The organism is Neisseria bergeri (genome assembly GCA_003044455.1).
In the GTDB taxonomy this organism is placed as follows: domain Bacteria; phylum Pseudomonadota; class Gammaproteobacteria; order Burkholderiales; family Neisseriaceae; genus Neisseria; species Neisseria bergeri.
Window position 1 is genome coordinate 36,278 of sequence record POWY01000003.1, and the last position, 24,994, is coordinate 61,271.

At 53.9% G+C, this 24,994-nt stretch carries 25 protein-coding genes, 1 tRNA gene, 2 pseudogenes and 1 riboswitch; of the genes and pseudogenes, 16 read left to right on the top strand and 12 right to left on the bottom strand.

Annotated elements, in window-relative coordinates:
• The first annotated feature begins 172 nt into the window (after positions 1-172).
• The 4 genes from pilG (at position 173) to DBY86_RS04490 (ending at position 3,175) form a co-directional block, all read left to right on the top strand.
• Positions 173-1,405 (top strand): type 4 pilus assembly protein PilG, encoded by a 1,233-nt coding sequence (gene pilG / locus DBY86_RS04475; protein ID WP_107819070.1) that lies wholly within the window; start codon positions 173-175, stop codon positions 1,403-1,405.
• A 73-nt stretch (positions 1,406-1,478) separates the two neighbouring features.
• Positions 1,479-2,339: a prepilin peptidase gene (locus DBY86_RS04480; protein WP_107819071.1), complete on the top strand. Its 861-nt coding sequence runs from the start codon at positions 1,479-1,481 to the stop codon at positions 2,337-2,339.
• Between the two features lies 1 nt (position 2,340).
• Positions 2,341-2,973 (top strand): dephospho-CoA kinase, encoded by a 633-nt coding sequence (gene coaE, locus DBY86_RS04485; RefSeq protein ID WP_107819072.1) that lies wholly within the window; start codon positions 2,341-2,343, stop codon positions 2,971-2,973.
• Positions 2,966-3,175 carry a DNA gyrase inhibitor YacG gene (locus DBY86_RS04490; protein ID WP_107819073.1) on the top strand — a complete coding sequence of 70 codons (210 nt, stop codon included), beginning with the start codon at positions 2,966-2,968 and terminating at the stop codon, positions 3,173-3,175. The genes coaE and DBY86_RS04490 overlap by 8 nt, the downstream gene beginning before the upstream one ends.
• Before the next feature lie 84 nt (positions 3,176-3,259).
• Here DBY86_RS04490 and pilB read toward each other — a convergent pair whose 3' ends face one another.
• The 4 genes from pilB to ispB form a co-directional block, all read right to left on the bottom strand.
• Positions 3,260-4,936, bottom strand: coding sequence for a type IV-A pilus assembly ATPase PilB (gene pilB / locus DBY86_RS04495; protein ID WP_107819074.1), 1,677 nt, complete (start codon positions 4,934-4,936; stop codon positions 3,260-3,262).
• Between the two features lie 440 nt (positions 4,937-5,376).
• Positions 5,377-5,448 (bottom strand) — tRNA-Arg (locus DBY86_RS04500).
• A gap of 20 nt (positions 5,449-5,468) precedes the next feature.
• A complete protein-coding gene (locus DBY86_RS04505; protein WP_107819075.1) occupies positions 5,469-5,915 on the bottom strand; it encodes a DUF441 domain-containing protein in 447 nt (148 codons plus the stop codon).
• Positions 5,916-5,918: 3 nt separating this feature from the next.
• Positions 5,919-6,893 carry an octaprenyl diphosphate synthase gene (gene ispB, locus DBY86_RS04510; protein ID WP_107819076.1) on the bottom strand — a complete coding sequence of 325 codons (975 nt, stop codon included), beginning with the start codon at positions 6,891-6,893 and terminating at the stop codon, positions 5,919-5,921.
• 223 nt (positions 6,894-7,116) lie between these two features.
• Here ispB and rplU point away from each other — a divergent pair, with 223 nt between their 5' ends.
• From rplU to ubiM, 4 genes and pseudogenes are all read left to right on the top strand, one after another.
• Positions 7,117-7,425: a 50S ribosomal protein L21 gene (gene rplU / locus DBY86_RS04520; protein WP_002216394.1), complete on the top strand. Its 309-nt coding sequence runs from the start codon at positions 7,117-7,119 to the stop codon at positions 7,423-7,425.
• A gap of 24 nt (positions 7,426-7,449) precedes the next feature.
• Entirely contained in the window at positions 7,450-7,722 is a 273-nt protein-coding gene (rpmA, locus tag DBY86_RS04525) for a 50S ribosomal protein L27 (protein WP_002212328.1), read from the top strand.
• A gap of 83 nt (positions 7,723-7,805) precedes the next feature.
• Positions 7,806-7,913: pseudogene (locus tag DBY86_RS12910) on the top strand (IS5/IS1182 family transposase); the annotation flags it as partial.
• A 149-nt stretch (positions 7,914-8,062) separates the two neighbouring features.
• A complete protein-coding gene (ubiM, locus tag DBY86_RS04530; protein ID WP_107819206.1) occupies positions 8,063-9,247 on the top strand; it encodes a 5-demethoxyubiquinol-8 5-hydroxylase UbiM in 1,185 nt (394 codons plus the stop codon).
• Positions 9,248-9,459: 212 nt separating this feature from the next.
• Here ubiM and rpmG read toward each other — a convergent pair whose 3' ends face one another.
• The 4 genes from rpmG to DBY86_RS04555 all read right to left on the bottom strand — a co-directional run bounded on the left by rpmG (position 9,460) and on the right by DBY86_RS04555 (position 12,834).
• Entirely contained in the window at positions 9,460-9,615 is a 156-nt protein-coding gene (rpmG, locus tag DBY86_RS04535; RefSeq protein ID WP_002212306.1) for a 50S ribosomal protein L33, read from the bottom strand.
• Between the two features lie 31 nt (positions 9,616-9,646).
• Complete coding sequence (gene rpmB / locus DBY86_RS04540) at positions 9,647-9,880, bottom strand: 50S ribosomal protein L28 (protein ID WP_002216391.1); 234 nt, start codon at positions 9,878-9,880, stop codon at positions 9,647-9,649.
• Between the two features lie 249 nt (positions 9,881-10,129).
• The gene (gene farB / locus DBY86_RS04550; protein WP_107819078.1) at positions 10,130-11,656 is read right to left on the bottom strand and encodes a fatty acid resistance MFS efflux transporter permease subunit FarB; all 1,527 of its coding nucleotides are present in this window, start codon (positions 11,654-11,656) and stop codon (positions 10,130-10,132) included.
• A gap of 23 nt (positions 11,657-11,679) precedes the next feature.
• Complete coding sequence (locus DBY86_RS04555; protein ID WP_107819079.1) at positions 11,680-12,834, bottom strand: HlyD/EmrA/EmrK family protein; 1,155 nt, start codon at positions 12,832-12,834, stop codon at positions 11,680-11,682.
• Between the two features lie 392 nt (positions 12,835-13,226).
• Positions 13,227-13,271, top strand: a riboswitch (PreQ1 riboswitch).
• 3 nt (positions 13,272-13,274) lie between these two features.
• Between DBY86_RS04555 and queF the strand changes: the two genes are divergently transcribed.
• Together queF and DBY86_RS04565 are read left to right on the top strand one after the other, a co-directional pair.
• Positions 13,275-13,748: a preQ(1) synthase gene (gene queF, locus DBY86_RS04560; RefSeq protein ID WP_107819080.1), complete on the top strand. Its 474-nt coding sequence runs from the start codon at positions 13,275-13,277 to the stop codon at positions 13,746-13,748.
• Between the two features lie 74 nt (positions 13,749-13,822).
• Entirely contained in the window at positions 13,823-14,509 is a 687-nt protein-coding gene (locus tag DBY86_RS04565) for a 7-cyano-7-deazaguanine/7-aminomethyl-7-deazaguanine transporter (RefSeq protein WP_107819081.1), read from the top strand.
• A gap of 453 nt (positions 14,510-14,962) precedes the next feature.
• On the opposite strand, the gene DBY86_RS12920 is transcribed toward DBY86_RS04565, so the two are convergent.
• Both DBY86_RS12920 and DBY86_RS04575 read right to left on the bottom strand, forming a co-directional pair.
• A complete protein-coding gene (locus DBY86_RS12920; RefSeq protein ID WP_159068549.1) occupies positions 14,963-15,280 on the bottom strand; it encodes a hypothetical protein in 318 nt (105 codons plus the stop codon).
• A gap of 144 nt (positions 15,281-15,424) precedes the next feature.
• A complete protein-coding gene (locus DBY86_RS04575) occupies positions 15,425-16,717 on the bottom strand; it encodes a M23 family metallopeptidase (RefSeq protein ID WP_107819082.1) in 1,293 nt (430 codons plus the stop codon).
• A 77-nt stretch (positions 16,718-16,794) separates the two neighbouring features.
• Here DBY86_RS04575 and DBY86_RS04580 point away from each other — a divergent pair, with 77 nt between their 5' ends.
• Positions 16,795-17,763, top strand: a complete 969-nt coding sequence (locus tag DBY86_RS04580) for a hypothetical protein (protein ID WP_107819083.1) — start codon at positions 16,795-16,797, stop codon at positions 17,761-17,763.
• Between the two features lie 72 nt (positions 17,764-17,835).
• Here the strand turns inward: DBY86_RS04580 and dxs are convergent, their stop codons facing one another.
• Both dxs and xerC read right to left on the bottom strand, forming a co-directional pair.
• Positions 17,836-19,734: a 1-deoxy-D-xylulose-5-phosphate synthase gene (dxs, locus tag DBY86_RS04585; protein ID WP_107819084.1), complete on the bottom strand. Its 1,899-nt coding sequence runs from the start codon at positions 19,732-19,734 to the stop codon at positions 17,836-17,838.
• Positions 19,735-19,818: 84 nt separating this feature from the next.
• Positions 19,819-20,736 (bottom strand): tyrosine recombinase XerC, encoded by a 918-nt coding sequence (xerC, locus tag DBY86_RS04590; RefSeq protein WP_061825587.1) that lies wholly within the window; start codon positions 20,734-20,736, stop codon positions 19,819-19,821.
• Positions 20,737-20,932: 196 nt separating this feature from the next.
• Here xerC and fba point away from each other — a divergent pair, with 196 nt between their 5' ends.
• The 5 genes and pseudogenes from fba (at position 20,933) to DBY86_RS04615 (ending at position 24,988) form a co-directional block, all read left to right on the top strand.
• Positions 20,933-21,997 carry a class II fructose-bisphosphate aldolase gene (gene fba / locus DBY86_RS04595; RefSeq protein ID WP_107819085.1) on the top strand — a complete coding sequence of 355 codons (1,065 nt, stop codon included), beginning with the start codon at positions 20,933-20,935 and terminating at the stop codon, positions 21,995-21,997.
• A 156-nt stretch (positions 21,998-22,153) separates the two neighbouring features.
• Positions 22,154-22,998, top strand: a pseudogene (locus DBY86_RS04600) (factor H-binding protein).
• Between the two features lie 138 nt (positions 22,999-23,136).
• Positions 23,137-23,814, top strand: a complete 678-nt coding sequence (gene tsaB, locus DBY86_RS04605) for a tRNA (adenosine(37)-N6)-threonylcarbamoyltransferase complex dimerization subunit type 1 TsaB (protein ID WP_107819086.1) — start codon at positions 23,137-23,139, stop codon at positions 23,812-23,814.
• Positions 23,811-24,251 carry a ribosomal protein S18-alanine N-acetyltransferase gene (gene rimI / locus DBY86_RS04610; protein ID WP_107819087.1) on the top strand — a complete coding sequence of 147 codons (441 nt, stop codon included), beginning with the start codon at positions 23,811-23,813 and terminating at the stop codon, positions 24,249-24,251. Before tsaB ends, rimI begins: the two co-directional genes overlap by 4 nt.
• Entirely contained in the window at positions 24,245-24,988 is a 744-nt protein-coding gene (locus DBY86_RS04615; protein WP_107819088.1) for a uracil-DNA glycosylase family protein, read from the top strand. Before rimI ends, DBY86_RS04615 begins: the two co-directional genes overlap by 7 nt.
• Positions 24,989-24,994: the final 6 nt, after the last annotated feature.

The following is a 24,994-nucleotide window of genomic DNA, read 5'->3' on the forward strand; positions in this document are numbered from 1 at the left end:
CAGATGCATAGATGTCAGACAACCGTTTAATAAGGTATAATTGCACCCGATTCCGTCCCGTTTGCACTCCGCAAACGGGCGGACGGCTGACCCTATATTATCGGAAAACACCGATACTGTTGTTTTAACAATATTTCTATACTTTATTCCAATTACTTTACGGGGCTAGAATATGGCTAAAAATGGGGGATTTTCTTTGTTCGCAAAGAAAGAAAAACGCTTTATCTTTGAAGGCAGGCATTCCGCCTCCGACAAACTGGTCAACGGCGAAGTATCCGCGTTTACCGAAGAAGAGGCACGCAAAAAACTGGCCAAACGCGGCATCCGCCCATTGCAGATTACCCGTGTGAAAACAAGCTCCAAGCGCAAAATCACACAAGAAGACATTACCGTCTTCACCCGCCAGCTGTCCACGATGATTAAAGCGGGCCTTCCGTTGATGCAGGCGTTTGAAATTGTGGCGCGCGGACACGGCAACCCGTCTATGACGGAAATGCTGATGGAAATCCGCAACAATGTGGAACAGGGCAGCACGTTGAGCCGCGCATTCTCCAACCACCCTAAATATTTCGACCGCTTCTACTGCAACCTGGTTGCGGCGGGCGAAACGGGCGGCGTGTTGGAAAGCCTGTTGGACAAATTGGCAGTTTACAAGGAAAAAACCCAGGCCATCCGCAAAAAGGTAAAAACCGCACTGACCTATCCGGTATCCGTCATCGCCGTCGCCATCGGTTTGGTATTCGTGATGATGATTTTCGTACTGCCCGCCTTTAAAGAGGTTTACGCCAATATGGGCGCGGAGCTTCCCGCACTGACCCAAACAGTGATGGATATGTCCGACTTTTTCGTCTCATACGGCTGGATGGTGCTGATCGCACTCGGCTTTGCCATATACGGCTTCCTCAAATTGAAGGCGCGTTCGATTAAAATCCAACGGCGTATGGATGCCCTGCTGCTGCGTATGCCGATTTTCGGAGACATCGTCCGTAAAGGGACGATTGCCCGCTGGGGCAGGACGACGGCGACACTGATTGCGGCAGGCGTGCCTTTGGTCGATGTCTTGGACTCCACCGCCGGTGCGGCGGGCAATTTAATCTATGAAGAAGCCACCCGGGAAATCCGTACGCGCGTCATCCAAGGCCTGTCCATGACTTCCGGGATGCGTGCGACGGAACTGTTCCCCAATATGATGGTGCAGATGTCCTCCATCGGCGAGGAATCGGGTTCTTTGGACGATATGCTCAACAAAGCCGCCGAATTTTATGAAGACGAGGTGGACAATGCGGTCGGCAGGCTGTCCGCTATGATGGAGCCGATTATTATTGTGATTTTGGGCTTGGTCATCGGTACGCTTCTGGTCGCTATGTATCTGCCGCTGTTCAACTTGGGCAACGTGGTCGGCTGACCCGTCATACGGATCCGGCGCGGATTGGTTCTGCGCCGGTTTGTTTTTGCTTTGAATATATCGAGGGCAAAATATGTTTGCTTTATCTGTACTGCCTCCGTTTGCCGTACCTTTGGCGGCGGTTTTGGGGCTGCTGGTCGGCAGCTTCCTGAATGTCGTCATTTACCGCGTGCCCGTTATGATGGAACGCGGCTGGACGGTATTTGCCAAAGAACATTTAAACCTGCCGCTGACCGATGAGGAAAGCCGCACCTTCAACCTGATGAAACCGGATTCCTGCTGTCCGAAATGCCGTGTGCCGATACGCGCGTGGCAGAACATCCCGATTGTCAGTTACCTGCTCCTGCGCGGCAAATGCGCCTCCTGCCGCACAAAAATCAGCATACGTTATCCCTTAATCGAGCTGCTGACCGGCGTATTGTTCGGGCTGGTCGCCTGGCAATACGGCTGGTCTTGGATTACGCTGGGCGGATTGGTGCTGACCGCGTTTCTGATTTCCCTGACCTTTATCGATGCGGACACCCAATACCTGCCCGACTCGATGACACTGCCCTTGATTTGGCTGGGGCTGATATTTAATTTGGACGGCGGCTTCGTGCCTTTGCAGTCTGCCGTTTTAGGTGCGGTCGCCGGCTATGGTTCATTATGGCTCTTATGTGCAGTGTATAAACTGCTCACAGGAAAAACCGGTATGGGCAACGGAGATTTCAAACTGATTGCCGCATTGGGCGCGTGGCTCGGCATATCCGCATTGCCCGTGCTGATTTTTGTTTCCTCACTGATCGGTTTGATTGCGGCAATCGTTATGCGTATCGCCAAGGGGCAGCATTTTGCCTTCGGCCCCGCACTGACAGTTTCGGGCTGGATAATTTTTACGGCAAACGATTCCGTATGGCGGGCGGTCAACTGGTGGCTGACCCATCCGGTGCTGTAAGATGACGGTATGGGTCGGGCTGACCGGCGGAATCGGCAGCGGCAAATCGGCAGCCGCGCAATGTTTTGCCGATTTGGGCGTGCCGCGCATCGATGCGGACGCGGCGGCGCACTCGCTAACGGCTTCAGACGGCATCGCCCTGCCGGAAATCAGGCGGCTGTTCGGCGACACCGTTTTCGACACACAGGGTTTGTTGCGGCGCGACATATTGCGTAAAGAAATCTTTGCCTCCCCATCGCGCAAAGCCTTGCTCGAATCCGTGATGTTGCCGCTGATTTTCTTAGAAATCAAAAAACAGCAAGAAACCTTTACCGATGCGGCCTACGGCATTGTCGAAATCCCGCTGCTGACGGAAAAGCGTCAATTTATCAACCTGATACGGCGTGTCCTGACCATAAGCGCACCTTTGGAAAAACGTATCGGCAGGGTGATGGCACGCAGCGGGCTGACGCGCGGCGAAGTGGCGGACATCATCAGCCATCAGGCATCCGAATCCGAACGCCTGCTGCTTGCAGACGATGTGCTGCTCAATGACGGCAGCCTCAAAAGCCTGCGCGAGAAAACAATGCGCCTGCACGCGTTTTATTCAGGGATTTTCGCCTTAAAACCAACACAAGGAAAACACAATGGCTGAATCGCGGCAAACACGCCTTCAAGTCAAATGTCCGACCTGTCAAACGGCAGTAGTATGGAAATCGGAAAACGCATTCCGCCCGTTCTGTTCGCAACGCTGCAAACTGATCGACTTGGGCGGATGGGCAGACGGGAAATATACGGTTTCCGGCCAAACGGAAAGTTTGCCGGAAATATCCGAACCCGACGGGGCATACCGCTGACCGCCCCGCCTTCCCGGCAAGCACCCTGAAAGTCAAATGCCGTCTGAAACAAACACGCTTCAGACGGCATTTTCATTCTCAAACCTAATCGTTGGTATTTGCCGTTACCTCTTCCAATGAAGTAATGCCCTGCATAACTTTCAACAAACCGGCCCGGCGCAAATCCACCATACCCTCCTTATAGGCAACGTCCAAAATATCCACTTCCGTACCGTTGTTCATAATCACACGCTGCATTTCTTCGCTGATGGGCATAACCTCATACACGCCCGCACGCCCCTTATAACCCTGCCCCCGGCAACGGTCGCAACCGACGGCGCGGTAAAGTTTCCAATCTTTTGCAAGATCCTCATCGGTGAAACCGACTTCCTTCAAAGCAGAGGCAGACGGGCGTTCCACTTCCCGTTTGCAGCTCGAACACAGCCTGCGTAAAAGACGCTGCGCCATAATCAGGCTGACCGAACTGGCAATATTAAACGGCGCGACACCCATATTCAGCATACGCGACAACGTCGCCGGCGCATTATTGGTGTGCAGGGTGGAAAACACCATATGCCCTGTTTGTGCCGCCTTAATCGCAATATCGGCAGTTTCCAAATCACGAATCTCACCGACCATAATGATGTCCGGATCCTGACGCAGGAAAGACTTCAAAGCAGCGGCAAAAGTCAGCCCCTGCTTCTCATTGACGTTAACCTGATTGATGCCCGGCAGGTTGATCTCGGCAGGGTCTTCCGCCGTTGCAATATTTACCGACTCCGTATTCAAAATATTCAAACAGGTATAGAGCGACACCGTCTTACCCGAACCCGTCGGACCGGTTACCAACACCATGCCGTAAGGACGGTGAATCGCTTCCAACAACAATTTTTTCTGAAACGGCTCAAAACCGAGCTGGTCGATGTTCAAAGACGCGGCATCGGAATTCAAAATCCGCATCACGACCTTTTCGCCAAACAGCGTCGGCAATGTGCTGACACGGAAATCGATAGGCTTGCCACCCTTTTGAAAGGTCAGCTGCATCCTGCCGTCCTGCGGTATCCGTTTTTCGGAAATGTCCAAACGCGACATCACCTTAATCCGGGAAGCAAGCTGCCCCCTTACCGCAATGGGCGGCTGAACCACCTCGCGGAGCTGCCCGTCCACACGGAAACGGATACGGGCATTGTGTTCGTAAAACTCAAAATGGATGTCTGATGCCCCGCTGCGCAAGGCATCAGACAAAGTTTTATGGATAAACCTCGGAACAGGACCGTCCTCAGCCTCCTCATTGTCGATATACAGGGTGTGGCTTTCCTCTTCCTCCTGCTCCTCTCCAAGCTCCTGAAGCAGCGATGTCGAACGCGAACCCACCCAATCGAGCAAACCCGCCAACTGGTCATCCTCGACAATGACCAACTCAACCGCAATCCCTGCGGCAGAAACGGTTTTCTGAATTTGCGGCATCTGGGTCGGATCGGAAACCGCAAAAAATACTTTGTTGTCCCGACGGAAAACCGGCACACAGTGGAACTCCACCATCTGCTCCTCCGTCAACACCCCCATCAGCACCCTGTGGCGCGGATAATGGCGCAAATCAAGAACCGAATAACTGAACACCCTCGCAATCAATGCCGCAAGCGACTTGGGCGAAATGACGCCGTCTGAAAACAGCATCGGCAATACTTCCTTACCCGCCTGCGACTCCTTGTAGTAATGCTCGGCCTGCTCAACAGTAACCACCTGGTTTTGAACCAGAATCCTCAGCAAACCTACGCTCATACGACCTTATCCCCAAATTTATTCATTGTTATACCAATATGACTTTTGTCATTGAATATTATCGGCGAACAGATTATCAAAAAAACAACCGCCTTGCAAATTCGGCATATTTCCATATATCCCGGCAAACGGACGGCATACGCCTTTCCTCCCTTATATATTGCGCCCCATCAAAGGGTGCATTACTTTTTTAACCATCCCCGTTGACAGCCGAGTAAAAAGGTTTTATGCCATCATCAAAATTAATATTTTCTTCTTCTGCCATATCATCCACATTAAAAAATGCACCCCAGAAAAACATACCCCGTTTCCGGGCAGAAAAGTTTCCATACGACGCAAAAAAGCCTTTCATATCGCTGAAAGGCTTGTTTTACTTTGGTTTGCTATTGCCGATTGTTACGCATTGCATCGGCTTGAAAACCCCGTTTTTAGGGCTTCTGCCTCGCCAACAGGAATCGAACCTGTATTTTACGCTTAGGAGGCATACGTTCTATCCGTTGAACTATGGCGAGCCGAAATGAAAAGGGAGATTTTAAACCTTTCCGGCGACAAAAGACAAGATGCCGGCCGCAATCAGCGGCCCGACAGGGATACCGCCCATAAATGCCACCCCGATGACCGTACCGATCAGCAAGCCCGTTACCAATACCGGCTGCTGTCCCATCAAAGGCACGCCGCGTCCCGCCAGCCAAGCCACGAAAATACCGATAAAAACGGCGGATATCATTTTAAAATTCAAAAATTCGGCAACAGGAGGAACCTGCGCCTTTCCTGAAACCAACGGACTCAAAACCCCTATGGTCAAAAGAATGATACCGAGATTCAACCCGTGCTTCTCGACCAATGGGACGAACTGCGCCAATGCCGTCTGCTGCATCAGCAGCAATACGGTTGCCGAGATGGTAATCGAATTGTTGTTGCTGACCACACCCAACAGAATCAGCGTAACCAGAAACAGGGGAACAAAACTGAAATTCATCGGTTACGACACCCTGACCAAAGATTCCTTCGCCAGCTGAATCATGGCATCCTTCACTTCGCTGTCGGGCAAAGCATCCAACGCGGCAACGGCACAATCGACTGCTTTGCGCGCCTCGCCTATCGAATATGCCAAAGCATCCGAACGGACGACATAATCGTGGATTTTCTCAAAATAGCTGCGATCTGCATTTTCCAAAGCAGTACGCACATCGTTCGCAACCTGTTCGGAACCCTGACGCATCAGATAAATTAAAGGCAGGGTCGGTTTTCCTTCTGCCAAATCGTCGCCGACGTTTTTACCTGTTTCTTCGGTTTCCCCCGAATAATCCAGCACATCGTCAATAATTTGGAATGCCGTGCCGACGTACATACCGTAGTCTTTCAACGCCTGTTCGTGTTCGGGCGGGGCATTGCCCAAAATTGCGCCGACTTGAGCGGCAGCTTCAAACAATTTTGCCGTTTTATATTGGATGACTTGGATATATTGTTCTTCGGTAATGTCCGTATTGCCGATGTTCATCAGCTGCATGACTTCGCCCTCGGCAATAATGTTGGTCGCATCCGCCATCACTTCCAAAACGCGCATACTGCCCGAGGCAACCATCAGCTGAAAGGCGCGCGTGTATAAAAAGTCGCCAACCAACACTGCCGCCGCATTGCCGAACAGATTGTTTGCCGTTGCCCGCCCACGGCGCAAATCACTTTCATCGACCACATCATCATGCAGCAGCGTCGAAGTGTGGATAAACTCGACCATCGCCGCCAGCGAATATAGTTTCTCGTCATCATAACCGACCGCCTTACCCGCCAAAATCGTCATAATCGGACGCAGGCGTTTGCCGCCCGCGCTGATGATATATGTACCGATTTGCGAAATCAGTGCGACATCGGATTGCACCGCACGGTTGATGACTTCATTGACTTTGGCAAGGTCTTCAGGCAGATGTCGCCGGAAATAGGGCAGATTCTCGAGCATGGCAGACTCTCAGGTTTACGTTTCCGTCAAACGGCAGATACCGCTTGAAAGCTGATTCAAATAGCGGGCAATTATATCAGCAAAGCCATCAGGGCACATCTTTTCAGACGGCATATGGTTATCCGAACCGCGCAAACTTTGACAAAACAGGCAAATAACAATACAATGCTGAGTTTCGCACAATGGTGTGCGGATATTAACCATAACCCTTATGGAGTTGAGTATGTACGCGGTCGTAAAAACCGGCGGCAAACAGTATAAAGTTTCCGTCGGCGAAAAATTGAAAGTAGAACAGATACCAGCCGAACTCGACAGCCAAATCGAACTGACCGAAGTTTTGATGATTGCTGACGGCGAATCTGTAAAAGTTGGCGCACCTTTTATCGAAGGTGCAAAAGTAACAGCTAAAGTAGTGGCACACGGTCGTGGCGAAAAAGTCCGCATCTTCAAAATGCGCCGCCGCAAACACTACCAAAAACGCCAAGGCCACCGCCAAAATTTCACCCAAATCGAAATCGTGGCAATCGCCTAACCTTAAAACTTAGGAGCATTACAAATGGCAAGTAAAAAAGCAGGCGGCAGCACCCGCAACGGTCGCGATTCAGAAGCCAAACGCTTGGGCGTTAAAGCCTACGGCAACGAGCTGATTCCCGCAGGTTCCATCATCGTACGCCAACGCGGTACCAAATTCCACGCAGGCGACAACGTAGGCATGGGCAAAGACCACACTTTGTTCGCCAAAGTTGACGGTTATGTCGAATTCAAAACCAAAGGCGCGCTGAACCGTAAAACTGTCAGCATCCGTCCTTACACCGGTTCTGAAGAATAATCCAACTGACACCTGAAGCCGCATCTTTTCACGATGCGGCTTTTTACATACCCCCATACCCGATTTGATACACATTAAGCTGAAAGTATAGTGGATTAAATTTAAATCAGGACAAGGCGACGAAGCCGCAGACAGTACAGATAGTACGGCAAAGCGAGGCAACGCCGTACTGGTTTAAAGTTAATCCACTATAAAAATCCGCATACACCCTCCCCTGCATATTTCTTCAACAGCGGGTTTTGATATAATCGCCTATCTATTACAGATAGTTCAAACGGCATTCAAACCCTTACAAATGCCGTCTGAAATCATCGGCATCCGTCTATGCAAAGGATATTTTATGAGTTTACACAGCGACATCCTCGTCGTCGGCGCAGGCCCGGCGGGTTTAAGTTTTGCAGCCGAACTTGCCGGCAGCGGTTTGAAAGTTACCCTGATCGAACGCAGCCCACTGACTGTTCTGCAAAATCCTCCATATGACGGACGCGAAATCGCCCTGACCCATTTTTCCCGCGAAATCATGCAGCGTTTGGGTATGTGGGACAAAATTCCCGAAAATGAAATTTACCCTTTGCGCGATGCCAAAGTGCTGAACGGACGTTCCGATTACCAACTCCACTTTCCCCAACCGACTGAAGCGCGCGGCGAGCCTGCCGACTGTTTGGGCTATCTGATTTCCAACCACAATATCCGCCGCGCCGCCTATGAAGTCGTATCACAACTCGACAATGTCAGCATTCTGACCGATACGGTTGTCAAAGAAGTCAAAACATCTGACAACGAAGCACAAGTCATTTTGGAAAACGGCAAAATCCTGACTGCACGCCTGCTTTTGGCGGCAGACAGCCGCTTCTCGCAAACACGCCGTCAACTGGGCATTTCCTCCGATATGCACGATTACAGCCGAACCATGTTCGTCTGCCGCATGAAACATACTCTTTCCAACCAACATACCGCTTACGAATGCTTCCATTACGGACGCACCATCGCACTGCTGCCACTGGAAGAGCACCTGACCAATACCGTCATTACCGTCGATACCGATAAAATCAACAGCGTTCAAAACCTTTCGCCCGAAGAATTGGCGGCAAGCGTAAAAGAACAGCTCAAGGGCAGGCTCGGCGACATGGAACTGGTCAGCAGCATCCACCATTACCCACTTGTCGGTATGATTGCCAAACGTTTCTACGGCAAACGCAGCGCGCTGATTGGCGATGCTGCCGTCGGTATGCACCCCGTTACCGCACACGGTTTCAACTTGGGTCTGTCCAGCGCGGATATTCTGGCCAAACTGATACTCGAAGCCGAACAGCGCGGTCAGGATATCGGCGCGGCTTCCTTGTTGGAAAGATACAGCAGCAAACATATGCTGCACGCCCATCCGCTTTATCACGGAACCAATATGATGCTGAAACTGTTTACCAATGAGACCGCACCGGCAAAACTGTTGCGCGGCTTGGTATTGCGTGCCAGCAACAATTTCCCGCCGCTGAAAAAGCTGATTACCAAACAACTGACCGGTTAAAATCATATAAAAAATGCCGTCTGAAACATGTTCAGACGGCATTTTATTTGACTGCCTGCTATATTGCCGTTCAAGTTCGACAGACAAATCCATTACCCTGTATAAATTGACTGATTACACAATATCATCTGACACCGACTGAAAATAAGAAATTTACAATACTTAAAAACAAAGCCTCCGAACAGTCGGAGGCTTTGTTTGCCAAACGGAAATTATTTCAGTTTAGTTTCTTTATACACTACGTGTTTGCGGGCAACTGGGTCAAATTTTTTGATTTCCAATTTGCCGGGCATAGTGCGTTTGTTTTTGGTAGTGGTATAGAAATGACCAGTACCTGCACTGGATTCCAGTTTGATTTTATCGCGCATTGCAGTAATCCTTAATTAAATAGTGTTTAAATTAAGCTTCGCCGCGAGCACGCAAATCAGCCAATACGACATCAATGCCTACTTTGTCGATGGTACGCAATGCAGCGTTGGAAACGCGCAGGCGAACCCAGCGGTTTTCACTTTCTACCCAAAAACGACGTGATTGCAAGTTGGGCAAAAAACGGCGTTTGGTTTTGTTGTTGGCGTGCGATACGTTGTTGCCGGACATCGGACGTTTGCCAGTCACTTTGCAAACTCGTGCCATAATCAGTCTCCAAACTTCTAAAATAGTAAAACGCGATTTATACCACGAAAAACAGTGTTAGTTCAAGTGTTTTAAAGAAAAACTGCTGTTTTGCGCGGGTAAGCCGCCCGAGTGTCGCATCTGCGGAACGTTTGCAGGTGCAAAACAGATGGCGCGCGATTATAGCGGATTTCGGGAACTGCTGCATTCAAAATACCGTCCGAACATATTTCCAGTATTTTCAGACGGCATTTCAAGTTTTCAAATCCCTCAATGCCCACCACCGCCACTGCTGTGGAACGGCGGTTTTGCCAGCCATATGACAGGAATCATGATGATGAACAGCAGGCTGCCTGCCATAAAGATTTCATTCGATCCGATAATGAAGCCCTGTTGCGTGATGGTGTTGTTGATGATGCCTAGGGTTTGACTGTCGGAAATGCCTTGTTGGGACAAATGCACCGCCGTTTCGTGCAATGTTGCGGAATAGGGCGTGATGTGTTCGGCAAGGCGCGTGTGGTGCAACGCTTCGCGCCGTTCCCACAGGGTGCTGACGACGGATACGCCGACACCGCCCATCAGCACGCGCAGGAAATTCGACAGGCTGCCGGCGGCGGCAATCTGTCCGCCCTTCATGTGCGACAGTGTGATGGTCGTCAGCGGCAGAAAAAACATGGCGACACCGACACCTTGCCAAAACTGAGGCCAGATGACGTTGCCGATATCCATATCGGCATAAAAATCCGTACGCCAATAGAAAGTAAAGGCAAAGGTCAGGAAGCTGGCAGTTACGAGCAGGCGCATATCGGCCTTGTTGCCGAATCTGCCGATAATGGGTGACAGGAAAACAGGCAGGATGCCGACAGGTGCGGCGGCAAGCCCTGCCCACGTGGAGGTATAGCCCAGGTTGGTCTGCAACACTAACGGCAGCAGGGTCAGCGTCCCCATATACACCATAAAACCCAATGAGGTGGCAATGACGCCGACGGTAAAATTCCGATCTTTAAACAGCGATAAATCGACAATCGGATATTTTTCTCCCAATTCCCAAACAATAAAATACGACAGGCACACCAGCGCGGTTATGCCCAAGGTAATGATTTCTCCCGAAGCAAACCAGTCGAGTTCCTTACCCCTGTCCAGCATCGTCTGTAACGCGCCGATACCGACTACCATCAATGTAAGCCCGACATAGTCGGTCGGCATTTTAACGGTTTCCGTTTCCCGATATTTCAAATGTTTCCATGTAATCCATGCCGATATGATACCGATAGGGATATTGATGAAGAAAATCCAACCCCAATGCCAGTTTCCGGAAATCCAACCGCCGAGTATCGGCCCGAGAACAGGGGCGACAACGACGGTCATTGCCCACAATGCCAGTGCCAGCGTCCGTTTTGCGGGCGGATAGGATGCCATTAACAGGCTTTGCGACAAGGGAATCAGCGGTCCGGCGATAAAGCCCTGCAAGATACGGAAAATTACCAAAGCCTGAAGGTTGGGCGCGATGCCGCACAGCCACGATGTGATGACGAAACCGACGGCGGCGGCGGTAAACAATTTGACCTCGCCGATACGTTTTGCCAAAAATCCCGTTAACGGCACGGAAACGGCGTTTGCCACAGCAAAAGAAGTAATGACCCACGTCCCCTGAGTGGTTGCCGCACCGAGGTTGCCGGCGATAACGGGAACGGCGACATTGGCGATAGTCGTATCTAAAACTTCCATAAATACGGCAAGCCCCAAAGACAGCGTAATCCATGCCAATGCCGCACCTTTAAGCGGTGGATAATCCATTGCGTTCTCCGTTTCAGACGGCATCAATGCGCGTATTGCTCAAGAATTTCGTCCACCAGCCTGTCGGCTTCCGACCAATCCGTGCCTTCAGTTTCCGGCAACACGGCATCCGGCGTTTTTGAAATAGGCGCGCCTGCGGCGGAAATATCCACTTTTACCGTCATCGACAAACCGATGCGCAACGGATGCCTGTCCACATCTTCACGGTTCAATTCAATACGGACAGGGACACGCTGCACCACTTTAATCCAGTTACCCGTGGCATTTTGCGCCGGAATCAGCGAAAACGCGCTGCCCGTACCTGCCGAAAACCCTGCCACCCTGCCGCGATAAACGGTTTGTTTACCGTACAAATCGGACACCAGCTCGGCAGGCTGTCCGATTTTCATATGCCGCAACTGCGTCTCTTTAAAATTGGCATCAACCCACACATCCGACAACGGCACCACCGCCATCAGCGGCGCGCCTGCCGCCACCTGCTGCCCGACCTGCACCGAACGCTTCGCCACCTGACCGTCCGCAGGCGCGCGGATTTGCGTCCGCTGAAGGTTCAACCACGCATCTTTCAACCTGCTGACTGCCGTCTGAACCGCCGGCTGTTCGCGCAAAGCGACCTGACCACCCAAAGCCGCACGCGCCGAAGATTCTTCCGCCAAAGCCGCCTTAACTGCCGCCTGAGCCTGAGACACTGCCGCACGGGCATGTGCCAGCTCTTCGGCGGACACGGCTCCTGATTCCGCTAAAGCAGACCGGCGGCGTAAATCATCCTGCGCACGTGCCAAATCCGCGCGGCGCAAAGCAACCTGCGCCCCCGCCTGAGAAGTGGCGGCATTTTGCTGGCGGTTTTGCCGCACCGCCTGAATCAGCTCGTTTTTCGCCCGTTCATACGCCAACACATAATTGCCGTCGTCCAATACGGCCAACACATCGCCTTTCTTCACAACATCCGTATCATCATGCAACACCTTCCGCACCGTACCGCCCGTTTGCGGCGTAACCTGAACCACGCGTCCGGCAACATAAGCGTCTTCCGTTTCCTCTTCGTGCTGCCACCATAAAAAAAACGCCGACCCGGCGGCTACGGCGGCAAGCGCGAACAGCAGCGTCAATGCCGTCAGGCGGCGTTTGCGTTTGGCTTGCGTGTTTTGAAGTTTTGTTTCGTCCGTGTGCGTTTCCATAAGATTGGGTTCCGAATTTCCTGATTTCATATAAACAATGTTCTTTCAATAGGAAGCAGATTCTATATCCGCGCAATAACGCAATCAAGTCAGTATTTTAGATGCAATATTCAAAAAACAACGCTTCAGGCGGCAAAACTGAAAATATATTTCGTTTATATAGTGGATTAACAAAAATCAGGGCAAGGCGACGAAGCCGCAGACAGTACAAATAGTACGGAACCGATTCACTTGGTGCTTCAGCACCTTAGAGAATCGTTCTCTTTGAGCTAAGGCGAAGCAACGCCGTACTGGTTTTTGTTAATCCACTATATATGACACGGAAAACACCGCCGCCCGAACCATGCCGTCTGAAGAAAACTACACAGATACCGCCACTTATATTACAATCGCCGCCCGTGGTTCGAAAACCTCCCACACTAAAAAACTAAGGAAACCCTATGTCCCGCAACAACGAAGAGCTGCAAGGCATCTCGCTTTTGGGCAATCAAAAAACCCAATATCCGGCCGAATACGCGCCCGAAATTTTGGAAGCGTTCGACAACAAACATCCCGACAACGACTATTTCGTCAAATTCGTCTGCCCCGAATTCACCAGCCTCTGCCCCATGACCGGGCAGCCCGACTTCGCCACCATCGTCATCCGCTACATTCCGCACATCAAAATGGTGGAAAGCAAATCCCTGAAACTCTACCTCTTCAGCTTCCGCAACCACGGCGATTTTCATGAAGACTGCGTCAACATCATTATGAAAGACCTCATCGCCCTGATGGATCCGAAATACATCGAAGTGTTCGGCGAGTTCACACCGCGCGGCGGCATCGCCATCCACCCCTTTGCCAACTACGGCAAAGCAGGCACAGAGTTTGAAGTATTGGCACGCAAACGCCTGTTTGAGCACGACGCACAATAAACCATCCTTCCCATATTTCAGACGGCATTCCTTCGATACGATATGCCGTCTGAACGCCTTTCCGAAAGATTTTTATGTACGCATTTACCGCCGCACAGCAACAGAAGGCACTCTTCTGGCTGGTGCTTTTTCATATCCTCATCATCGCCGCCAGCAACTATCTGGTGCAGTTCCCCTTCCAAATTTTCGGCATCCACACCACTTGGGGTGCGTTTTCCTTCCCCTTCATCTTCCTTGCCACCGACCTGACCGTCCGCATTTTCGGTTCGCACTTGGCACGGCGGATTATCTTTTGGGTCATGTTCCCCGCCCTTTTACTGTCCTACATCTTTTCCGTTTTGTTCCACAACGGCAGTTGGACAGGCTTGGGTGCGCTGTCCGAATTCAACACCTTTGTCGGACGCATCGCCTTAGCCAGTTTTGCCGCCTACGCGCTCGGACAAATCCTTGATATTTTTGTGTTCAACAAATTACGTCGTCTGAAAGCGTGGTGGATTGCACCAACCGCATCAACCGTCATCGGCAACGCCTTGGATACGTTGGTATTTTTCGCCGTTGCCTTTTACGCCAGCAGCGATGAATTTATGGCGGCAAACTGGCAGGGCATCGCATTTGTCGATTATCTGTTCAAACTCACCGTCTGCACCCTCTTCTTCCTGCCTGCCTACGGCGTGATACTGAATCTGCTGACGAAAAAACTGACGGCCCTGCAAACCAAACAGGCGCAAGACCGCCCCGTGCCCTCGCTGCAAAATCCGTAAACAGCCCTGCCGGGAATCGGGACGGTTGGGCTTTCTTTTATAGTGGATTAACAAAAATCAGGACAAGGCGACGAAGCCGCAGACAGTACAGATAGTACGGAACCGATTCACTTGGTGCTTCAGCACCTTAGAGAATCGTTCTCTTTGAGCTAAGGCGAGGCAACGCCGTACTGGTTTTTGTTAATCCACTATATTTGCAAACACTGCCGGAACGGATAAATCTGGATTCCCGCCACTTCGCCATTCCCTCGAAAGCGGGAATCCGGTGCGTTGGGTTTCAGTCATTTCCGATAAACTCCTGCCGCGTTGTGTTTCTAGATTCCCGCTTTCGCGGGAATGACGGCGGATGGGTTTCCGTGCCGTGGTGTCCGGATTCCCGCCGGTACGGGAATGACGGCAGTGCTTCCTTGGCTTAGTTTTATTTTAACCAACTACATAGTGGATTAACAAAAATCAGAACAAGGCGACAAAGCCGCAGACAGTACAAACCAAGACGCTTGCGGCTTTGCTGACGCGCTGGAACTGTCCGCTTGCTTTGTCGGCGGCTTTGAGAATAATATTTATGGTCTTGTCGGTCATAAAGTGGTCTTGAAAATGAAACGTTATCGAAAATCTGACAAACTGAAAGAAAAATATAGCGATATAGATGAGACTTTTGAATTTATAAAGGGGTTTATCTATGTAGTTGCCCTTGCTTTTACCGCATATATCGCTATCCGTTTTTTCTGATGCGCTTCCGATAAAATGCCGTCTGATTTTTTCAGACGGCATTTTCTATTCTTCTGCATTGGAGGCGCGTAGTACGGCAAGGCGAGACAACACCGTACTGATTTTTGTTAATCCACTATAAATGCCGTCTGAAAACCTGTTTGCAGATTTTCAGACGGCATTGTTTTTGTCGTCGCGGTTCAAACTTCAATCCGATTGCGACACGGTAACCGGTATGCCGCGCAAGCGCGCAAGCAGCGCGTCCGCCTTCTGTTTCTGCGCGGCAAACGCCGCCTTGTCCGCCTGCGTCAATTCGGGTGTCGGCAATGCGACCGAAACAGGATTGACGGGCTGCCCGTTGATGCGCGCCTCGTAATGCAGGTGCGGCCCGGTCGAACGCCCGGTCGAACCGACAAAACCGATGACCTCGCCGCCGCGCACATTGCCTTGTGCCTGCGAAAACGCGCTCAAGTGCGCGTACAGCGTTTCCACACCGTTGGCGTGGCGTATCATCACCGCGTTGCCGTATCCGCCCTTCCGGCCTTTAAAGGCAATCACGCCGTCGGCGGAAGCCCTGACCGGAGTTCCCTGCGGTGCGGCATAATCGATGCCCGTGTGCAGCCGCCAAGTGTGCAGGATGGGGTGCATACGGTAGCCGAACGGCGAAGAAATACGGGTGTAAACCAGCGGTTCGATGTTGAAGCCGCCTTTTTCCTGCAACACCCTGCCGTCTTCATCGTAATAATTGCCGCCCCCTCCTCCTTCCTTGTCCGAACGGTAATAGAACGCCTGATGCCTTGTGCCGCCCTTGACGACTTCCGCCGCCAGAATATCGCCCGTCGCCATCTGCTGCCCGTGGAAATACAGGCTGTCGTAAAGCAGGCGCACGGCATCGCCTTCCTTCAAACCGTCAAGGCTGAAGCGGCCGGCGAAAATCCCGCTTAAGGATTCGCGGATTTCGACGGGTACTTCCGCCTGCGCCAACGCGCCGCGCGCCGAAGTTTTGACCACGACCGAACGCAGCGTCGGCAAAACCTTCATATCCGCCTCAGCAGCCGACCGCCGCCATATGCCGCCTTTTTTTTCCAAAGCGACCAGATTGCGCTCGCCGTCTTCGTCGGTAAAAAACTGCACTTCGCGCGCGCCGCCGTCGCCGCCGACCAAAACATGAACCGACTGGTCGGCACGCAAATGCCGCAAATCGGCTTCGCCGCCATATTTTTCCGTGATTCGGGCAATCTCGTCCCGCGCCATACCCGAACGCGCCAGCACGTCCGCCAGCGAGTCGCCCGGCTGCACCGCCTCCTGCACCCAATATGCCGTCTGAACGCCGCTCCCCTCCCAAGACAGCGGCGGCAGTTCTTGTTCCACGCGCTGCCGCCTGACGCGCTCCGTCCGCCCCGACAGGGCGATGACCGCCGCCGAAGCCAAAATAATGGAAACGGCAAGCGCACGCAACGCGTATCGCCGATGTTTTGCCGAAAGTGGGAAGACAGCCATATTGTTCCTTTTTGACGGCGTTTGCGCCGAATCCTCTATAATGTTGCGCCTGACCTGCATTTCTGAAACGTCAAACGATGAAACTCACCCTCGCCCTCCCCTCGCTCAATTTGGATGAAGACGAAACCCGAATACCTCTCTGCCTGCACGCCTTCAACAAAATCCTGCAATACGGCTCGCTGCACCGCCAAAGCTGCACGGCTTCGGCATTTTACGCGCGTTATTTGTGGTGCGGCAGACTGGCGGAACGCGCGGCGCAAAGCCTGAATATGCCGTCTGAAGCCGTCGCGCTCGCCGCGCCCGTGTGGCAGAAAATGGGACTGCATCAGGCAAATGTGCTGACGGCGGAATATTTGGATGTCGGTACGGATGAAGCGGAACGGCTCTGCCGCGATCTGTCGGCGTTTTACGGCGACATTCCGTGGCGTTTCGTTCCCGTCCTGCCCGAATTATGGCTGGTTTCCCTTCCCCGCGCGTACCGCTGGGGCGCGAAGCCCGTTTTGGACTTGGGCGGACTGTTGGGCGCGGACGACCAGCCGGACGGGGAAGACGCGTTGGAATGGCTGCGCGTCCAAACCGAAATCCAAATGTGGCTGGCGGCGCACCCCGTCAACCATAACCGCAAAAAACGCGGGCTGCCCGAATTGAACGGCTTATGGCTTTGGGACGGTCTGAACGGTGGCGGGCAGGGCGGCACGCTTTTCGCCGATACGGTTTGGAGCCGTTTTCATCCGAACCGCCGAGCATTGCCCGACAGCTTCCGAGCTTATGCGGAAACGGCGGCACACCTGCCCGATACGCACCACATCCTGTTTATGGACGATTTGCGCCTGACCGCCCTGACAGGGGACAGGGAACGGTATGCGGCAATATTGCAGCAGTGGGAAGAACGCTGGTTCGCACCGATCTACGAAGCCGTCCGCACCGGCAAAATCAAACGGCTGGACATCGCCACAGACGGATTAAACGGCGGCACGCTGACGTTTACCGCTGCGGACAGGTGGAAATTCTGGCGCGGTACGAGGAACTTTGACGGAATTTGGTAAGCTTGCCGAACAAAACCGCAACAATGCCGTCTGAAGCCCGAATCGGGTTTCAGACGGCATTTCCGTATCCGTTCAGACCTGACGTGCCGACCAACCGTTCACACGCCGTTCCACTGCTTCGGCACTCAAGCCCAAATCGTCTAAAAGTTTTTTCGGATCGCCGTGTCCGGTTACGGTATCGGCAACGCCCAAAAGCAAGACGGGTTTGCAGATGCCGTGTTTCGCCAACACTTCCAGCACCGCGCTGCCTGCGCCGCCCTGTTCGGCGTTTTCTTCAAGGGTAACGATGCGGTCGTGGCTTCGGGCAAGGCGGACAATCAACTCTTCGTCTATCGGTTTGACAAAGCGCATATCGGCGACGGTGGCGTTCAGTTTTTCGGCAACCGCCAATGCGGGGGCGACCATACTGCCAAAGGCAATGAAAGCGGTTTTCTCACCTTCGCGGCGGATAATGCCCTTGCCGATTTCCACGGTTTCCATGCCGTCTGAAACCGGCGCGCCCGTACCCGTGCCGCGCGGATAGCGGACGGCGGCGGGCGCATCCGCCTGATAGCAGGTCGAAAGCAGCAGGCGGCATTCGTTTTCATCGCTCGGCGCGGCGACAATCATATTCGGAATGCAGCGCAAAAAGCTCAAATCGTACAGACCGGCATGGGTCGGGCCGTCCGCGCCGACGATGCCCGCGCGGTCGACGGCAAACAAAACGGGCAGGTTTTGCAGGGCGATGTCGTGTACCAGTTGATCGTAGGCGCGTTGTAAAAAGGTGGAATAAATCGCCACGACGGGCTTCATCCCTTCGCAAGCCAAACCACCGGCAAAGGTAACGGCGTGCTGCTCGGCAATACCGACATCGAAATAACGGTCGGGGAATCGTTGTTCAAACTCCACCAGTCCGCTGCCCTCGCGCATCGCGGGCGTGATGGCGATCAAACGCTCGTCTGCCGCCGCCCGGTCGCACAGCCATTTGCCGAACACTTGGGTATAGGTCGGTTTGGCGGCAGGTTTGTTTTCAGACGGCATTTGCGCCGCGCCTTCTTTAGGCAGGTTGGCGACGGCGTGGTATTTGACAGGATCGTTTTCGGCGAGTTTGTAGCCGTTGCCCTTTTTGGTGATGACGTGCAGCAACTGAGGGCCTTTGCGGCTGCGCAAGTCTTTCAATACGTCCACCAGATTTTCGACGTTGTGTCCGTCCACGGGGCCGGTGTAGCGGAAGCCGAAGTTTTCAAACAGCGACAGCGACTGTTTGGCGTGTTCGGCTTCTTCGGCAAGGGTTTTGATTTTGTGTTCGACTTTTTGGGCAAGCTCCATCGCGCCGGGTATTTTGTCTAATACCTTGCCCGTTTGCGCTTTGACGGTACTCAACAGTCCGTGCATATCGCGCACGACGTTGCTGGCGAGGTATTTGGGCAACGCGCCGACGTTGGGGGAAATCGACATTTCGTTGTCGTTGAGGACGACCAGCAAATCCACATCCATATCGCCCGCGCAATTCAGGGCTTCAAACGCCTGACCCGCCGTCATCGCGCCGTCGCCGATGATGGCGACGCTGCGGCGGTCGCTGCCCAAGAGTTTGTCCGCCGCCGCCATACCCAACGCCGCGCCGATGGAGGTGGAGGAATGCCCCACGCCGAACGCGTCGTACTCGGACTCGCAACGTTTCGGAAAACCCGCCAAACCGCCGTATTGGCGCATGGTATGCATCTGGTTTTTGCGTCCGGTAAGGATTTTGTGCGGATAGCTTTGGTGTCCGACATCCCACACCAGCTTGTCTTCGGGCGTGTCGTACACATAGTGCAGGGCGATGGTCAGCTCGACCGCACCTAAGTTGCTGGCGAAATGACCGCCGGTTTGACCGACGGATTCCAGCAGAAAGGCGCGCAACTCGCCGGCAAGGCGCGGCAGCTGTTTTTTGTCCAGACGGCGCAAATCTTGCGGGCTGTCAATCAGGTCGAGTAGGGGGCTTGGGTTCATGGTGTGTCTTTTTTATGTGTCGTCCGGGTGCAACGGTCAATTATATATCAAGAGCGTGCGGCTGACGGCTGATTTTGCCGTATGTCATTCGTCCTGCCGCTTGGCGCGCGGGTGGGCTTCGTCATACAGGCGGGCGATGTGGTCGAAATCGAGTTTGGTGTAAATCTGCGTGGTCGAAAGGCTGCTGTGCCCGAGCAGCTCCTGCACCGCCCTGATGTCGCGCGAAGCCTGCAATAGGTGTCCGGCGTAGCTGTGGCGCATCATATGCGGCGAAACGTGCCTGCCGTCGCCGTTTTGCGCCGCCCATTGCGCCAAACGTTTTTGGATTTGGCGTTGGCTCAGGCGCGTGCCGTTCCTACCGGTAAACAGGGCTTTGCCGTCCGATGCCGTCTGACGCAGCGGCAGATAGTTTTTCAGGGCTTCCACGCTTTTGCCGGTCAGCGGAACCTGACGCTGCTTGCGCCCTTTGCCGGTAACGTGTACCCACGCCTCGTCCAAATATACATCATCTGCATTCAAGCCGTGTATCTCGCTCACGCGCAAACCGCTGCCGTACATCAGCTCGAACAGGGCGTGATCGCGCACCGCCAGCGGGTCGCCGCCGTCCACGGGCAAATCCAGCATCCGGTTCAGCCATTCCTGCGGCAGGGCTTTGGGTACGCGCTCGGGCTGCTTCGGCGGTTTGATGTCGGCGGTCGGGTCGGTATGCAGCAGACCGCGTTTGACCAGCCAGGCGCAATACTGCCGCCAAGACGACAGCTTGCGCGCCAGCGTCCGCGCATTCAAACCGCGCTGCGACAAACGCCGCAACGCCGCCGTAAAATCGCGCCGCGACAAGTCCTGCGGCACGCCGCCTTCAGCTTCAGACGGCATTTGTGCCAACAGCGCAAACAGTTCTTCCAAATCGCGCCGGTATGCCGCAACCGTGTGCTCCGACTTGCCCTCGCGCACGATGTTTTCCAAATAAGCGTCAAAATGCGCCGCAAACCCGTCCAAAACCATAACCGTCCCACACAAATATCAGAAAACCAGTGAAAACATTATCATAAACGACACACCAAAACCCCGAACCGCCCAAAATCCGACCCGTCAGCCCGCCGTTATCGTTAACATAAAATCAATGTAGCGGTTTGTAGTTTTTTGCCACAAAAAACATTATAATCCAACTTATTTACCCCCACTGCCCAAGGAGACAAAAATGGCACTCGTATCCATGCGCCAACTGCTCGACCACGCCGCCGAAAACAGCTACGGCCTGCCCGCGTTCAACGTCAACAACCTCGAACAAATGCGCGCCATTATGGAAGCCGCCGACCAAGTCGGCGCGCCCGTCATCGTACAGGCGAGCGCAGGTGCGCGCAAATACGCGGGCGCGCCGTTTTTGCGCCACCTGATTTTGGCGGCTGTCGAAGAATTTCCGCACATCCCCGTCGTCATGCACCAAGACCACGGCGCATCGCCCGACGTGTGCCAACGCTCCATCCAACTGGGCTTCTCCTCCGTGATGATGGACGGCTCTTTGCTCGAAGACGGCAAAACCCCTTCTTCTTATGAATACAACGTCAACGCCACACGTACCGTGGTTAACTTCTCCCACGCTTGCGGCGTGTCCGTCGAAGGCGAAATCGGCGTATTGGGCAACCTCGAAACCGGCGAAGCAGGCGAAGAAGACGGTGTAGGCGCAGTGGGCAAACTTTCGCACGATCAAATGCTGACCAGCGTCGAAGATGCCGTACGCTTCGTTAAAGACACCGGCGTGGATGCGCTCGCCATCGCCGTCGGCACCAGCCACGGCGCATACAAATTCACCCGTCCGCCCACAGGCGACGTATTGCGTATCGACCGCATCAAGGAAATCCACCAAGCCCTGCCCAATACCCACATCGTGATGCACGGCTCCAGCTCCGTTCCGCAAGAATGGCTGAAAGTCATCAACGAATACGGCGGCAATATCGGCGAAACCTACGGCGTGCCGGTTGAAGAAATCGTCGAAGGCATCAAACACGGCGTGCGCAAAGTCAACATCGATACCGACTTGCGTCTTGCTTCCACCGGCGCGGTACGCCGCTACCTTGCCGAAAACCCGTCCGACTTTGACCCGCGCAAATACCTGAGCAAAACCATTGAGGCCATGAAACAAATCTGCCTCGACCGCTACCTCGCGTTCGGCTGCGAAGGTCAGGCAGGCAAAATCAAACCGGTTTCCTTGGAAAAAATGGCAAACCGTTATACCAAGGGCGAATTGAACCAAATCGTCAAATAACAGGTTGCCTGTAAACAAAATACCGTCTGAACCGTTGTTCGGACGGTATTTGATTTTTACTTCTTTGACCTGCCTCATTGATGCAGTATGCAAAAAAGATACCGCAACCAAAACGTTTATATATTATCTATTCTGTGTATGACTAGGAGTAAACCTGTGAACCGAACTACCTTCTGCTGCCTTTCTCTGACCACTGCCCTGATTCTGACCGCCTGCAGCAGCGGAGGCGGCGGAAGCGGAGGCGGCGGTGTCGCCGCCGACATCGGCGCGGGGCTTGCCGATGCACTAACCGCACCGCTCGACCATAAAGACAAAGGTTTGAAATCCCTGACATTGGAAGACTCCATTCCCCAAAACGGAACACTGACCTTGTCGGCACAAGGTGCGGAAAAACTTTCAAAGCCGGCGGTAAAGACAACAGCCTCAACACGGGCAAACTGAAGAACGACAAAATCAGCCGCTTCGACTTCGTGCAAAAAATCGAAGTGGACGGACAAACCATCACGCTGGCAAGCGGCGAATTTCAAATATACAAACAGGACCACTCCGCCGTCGTTGCCCTACAGATTGAAAAAATCAACAACCCCGACAAAACCGACAGCCTGATAAACCAACGCTCCTTCCTTGTCAGCGGTTTGGGCGGAGAACATACCGCCTTCAACCAACTGCCCGGCGGCAAAGCCGAGTATCACGGCAAAGCATTCAGCTCCGACGACCCGAACGGCAGGCTGCACTACACCATCGATTTTACCAACAAACAGGGTTACGGCAGAATCGAACACCTGAAAACACCCGAGCAGAATGTCGAGCTTGCCTCCGCCGAACTCAAAGCAGATGAAAAATCACACGCCGTCATTTTGGGCGACACGCGCTACGGCAGCGAAGAAAAAGGCACTTACCACCTCGCCCTTTTCGGCGACCGCGCCCAAGAAATCGCCGGCTCGGCAACCGTGAAGATAGGGGAAAAGGTTCACGAAATCGGCATCGCCGGCAAACAGTAGCATTTGAAAAATGCCGTCCGAACACGATAATTTACCGTTCGGACGGCATTTTTGCGCCATACCGCCCTAGGACGCGACGGCACGGCAGGCAAGCCGGTTTCACTATATAATGCCGTCTGAACCAACGAGAACCACACCATGCAAGCCGATTTCAACCGCCCCGTCCTCGCCGTCGATACCGGAACTTCCTATTTGTCGCTCGCGCTGCGCGCCGACGGCGAAATCCGCCTGTTCCATCAGGAAGCCGGCAGCCGCCAATCCGAACTGATCCTGTCGGAAATCCGCACCCTGTTCCGAAATGCGGGCATTACCGCCGCCGATTTGGGGGCGATTGTTTATGCGAAAGGCCCCGGCGCGTTTACGGGACTGCGTATCGGCATCGGCGTGGCGCAAGGTTTGGCAACGCCGTTCGATACGCCTTTAATCGGCATCCCCACGCTCGATGCCGCCGCCTCGCTGCCGCCGCCGCAAAGCTGCATCCTTGCCGCTGCGGACGCTCGTATGGGCGAAGTGTTTTATGCATGGTTCGATACGCTGAACTGCCGCCGTTTGAGCGGTTATCAGGTCGGTAAGGCGGCAGACATCGCCCTCCCCGAGGGACACGTCTTTTCAGACGGCATAGGCAGCGCGTTCGCACTGGAAAACCGTCCGCCCTTCGCAGGCAAACCCGATATGCCGACCGCCGCCGACTTCCTCAATCTGGCGGCGGAAGGCGGTTTTCCCGCCGTCACTGTGGCACACGCCGAACTGCTCTACGTCCGCGACAAAATTGCCCTGACTGCCAAAGAACAGGCGGAACGGAGAGCGCGCCCGTGAACATCCGCCGTGCCGTTTATGCCGATTGCGCGGCACTCGCCGCGCTCGATGCCGTCTGCAACCCGTCCGCGTGGACGCAACGCCAATTTGAGTCCGCACTGGTTTCGCCGTCCGAACAGGTTTTCCTTGCGGAAAAAGACGGCGGGATTGCCGCCTTTATCGTTTGGCAGAACCTGCCCGACGAATCCGAACTGCACCTGATTGCCACCGCGCCCGAATGCCGCCGCCGGGGCGTTGCGTCCGCCCTGCTCGAATATTGGTTCGCACATCTGCCCGAAGGTACGCAACGCCTGCTGCTCGAAGTCCGCGCGGGCAACGCAGCCGCACACGCGCTGTACGCGGCACACGGCTTTACCGATGCGGGCAGGCGGAAAAACTATTACCGTACAGCCGACGGTAAAACCGAAGATGCCGTCTTAATGGAGAAAATATGTTAAGCGCGCGCTACCTCCACCTGCACGAAGCTTTGGGCTTAGGCCCGATGTGGCTGAAACAGACCGCCGTCGTCCTGCCGCCCAAAAACACACCCGCAACCCCGACACAGGCACGTCCCCAAACCGTCCGCACCGCGCCGATTCGCCCTTCCCAGCCCCATAACGGTCAGGCGCGGCTCGAAACGATGGCGGCACTGAAAACCGCCGCACCCGAACACGTCCGCAAACCCGTTCCCGCACCCGAAGCCGACCTGCTGCCCGATCTTTCAGACGGCATTGCCCCCGTTCCTGCCGCTTCGGGCATCACCAAGCTTGCCGTCGTCAGCTTGTGTCCGCCGACCGAGGATATGGTTTACGGGCAGCTGTTCCACGGCAAAGCGGGTGTCCTGCTCGACAATATACTCAAAGCCGTAGGACTGGATGCCGCTTATGTACACAAGACCAGCTGGGTGAAAACCGCCGCCGTCGGCAATCCGATGCCGTCTGAAGCGGCAATCGCAAATGCGCTGGGTCAAATCGCCCGCGAACTCGACGGCTGCCGCGCCCCCACCGTCCTTTTCCTCGGACAGGCATTTGTCAAACCGGAACGGCAGGCGATGATTGAAACCCTGTGCGCCGGCCGCCCCTTCTTCATCATCGACCATCCCGCCCGGCTGTTGCGCCAACCCGAACTCAAAGCCCGCTCCTGGCAGACGCTCAAGCAGCTCAAACGTGTCTTGGCGCAAGGCGGCGGCAGTTGAAGCGCG

Bases quoted from the DNA above. Each gene is read 5' to 3' on its own strand.
- DBY86_RS04555 (WP_107819079.1), bottom strand. From the start codon at position 12,834: ATGGAAACGCACACGGACGAAACAAAACTTCAAAACACGCAAGCCAAA.
- DBY86_RS04565 (WP_107819081.1), top strand. From the start codon at position 13,823: ATGTACGCATTTACCGCCGCACAGCAACAGAAGGCACTCTTCTGGCTG.
- xerC (WP_061825587.1), bottom strand. From the start codon at position 20,736: ATGGTTTTGGACGGGTTTGCGGCGCATTTTGACGCTTATTTGGAAAAC.
- pilB (WP_107819074.1), bottom strand. From the start codon at position 4,936: ATGAGCGTAGGTTTGCTGAGGATTCTGGTTCAAAACCAGGTGGTTACT.
- ubiM (WP_107819206.1), top strand. From the start codon at position 8,063: ATGAGTTTACACAGCGACATCCTCGTCGTCGGCGCAGGCCCGGCGGGT.
- DBY86_RS04480 (WP_107819071.1), top strand. From the start codon at position 1,479: ATGTTTGCTTTATCTGTACTGCCTCCGTTTGCCGTACCTTTGGCGGCG.
- DBY86_RS04580 (WP_107819083.1), top strand. From the start codon at position 16,795: ATGAAACTCACCCTCGCCCTCCCCTCGCTCAATTTGGATGAAGACGAA.
- farB (WP_107819078.1), bottom strand. From the start codon at position 11,656: ATGGATTATCCACCGCTTAAAGGTGCGGCATTGGCATGGATTACGCTG.
- DBY86_RS04615 (WP_107819088.1), top strand. From the start codon at position 24,245: ATGTTAAGCGCGCGCTACCTCCACCTGCACGAAGCTTTGGGCTTAGGC.
- rpmG (WP_002212306.1), bottom strand. From the start codon at position 9,615: ATGCGCGATAAAATCAAACTGGAATCCAGTGCAGGTACTGGTCATTTC.
- coaE (WP_107819072.1), top strand. From the start codon at position 2,341: ATGACGGTATGGGTCGGGCTGACCGGCGGAATCGGCAGCGGCAAATCG.
- fba (WP_107819085.1), top strand. From the start codon at position 20,933: ATGGCACTCGTATCCATGCGCCAACTGCTCGACCACGCCGCCGAAAAC.
- DBY86_RS04575 (WP_107819082.1), bottom strand. From the start codon at position 16,717: ATGGCTGTCTTCCCACTTTCGGCAAAACATCGGCGATACGCGTTGCGT.
- ispB (WP_107819076.1), bottom strand. From the start codon at position 6,893: ATGCTCGAGAATCTGCCCTATTTCCGGCGACATCTGCCTGAAGACCTT.
- DBY86_RS12920 (WP_159068549.1), bottom strand. From the start codon at position 15,280: ATGCCGTCTGAAAAAATCAGACGGCATTTTATCGGAAGCGCATCAGAA.
- rpmA (WP_002212328.1), top strand. From the start codon at position 7,450: ATGGCAAGTAAAAAAGCAGGCGGCAGCACCCGCAACGGTCGCGATTCA.
- DBY86_RS04505 (WP_107819075.1), bottom strand. From the start codon at position 5,915: ATGAATTTCAGTTTTGTTCCCCTGTTTCTGGTTACGCTGATTCTGTTG.
- rplU (WP_002216394.1), top strand. From the start codon at position 7,117: ATGTACGCGGTCGTAAAAACCGGCGGCAAACAGTATAAAGTTTCCGTC.
- dxs (WP_107819084.1), bottom strand. From the start codon at position 19,734: ATGAACCCAAGCCCCCTACTCGACCTGATTGACAGCCCGCAAGATTTG.
- queF (WP_107819080.1), top strand. From the start codon at position 13,275: ATGTCCCGCAACAACGAAGAGCTGCAAGGCATCTCGCTTTTGGGCAAT.
- tsaB (WP_107819086.1), top strand. From the start codon at position 23,137: ATGCAAGCCGATTTCAACCGCCCCGTCCTCGCCGTCGATACCGGAACT.
- DBY86_RS04490 (WP_107819073.1), top strand. From the start codon at position 2,966: ATGGCTGAATCGCGGCAAACACGCCTTCAAGTCAAATGTCCGACCTGT.
- rpmB (WP_002216391.1), bottom strand. From the start codon at position 9,880: ATGGCACGAGTTTGCAAAGTGACTGGCAAACGTCCGATGTCCGGCAAC.
- pilG (WP_107819070.1), top strand. From the start codon at position 173: ATGGCTAAAAATGGGGGATTTTCTTTGTTCGCAAAGAAAGAAAAACGC.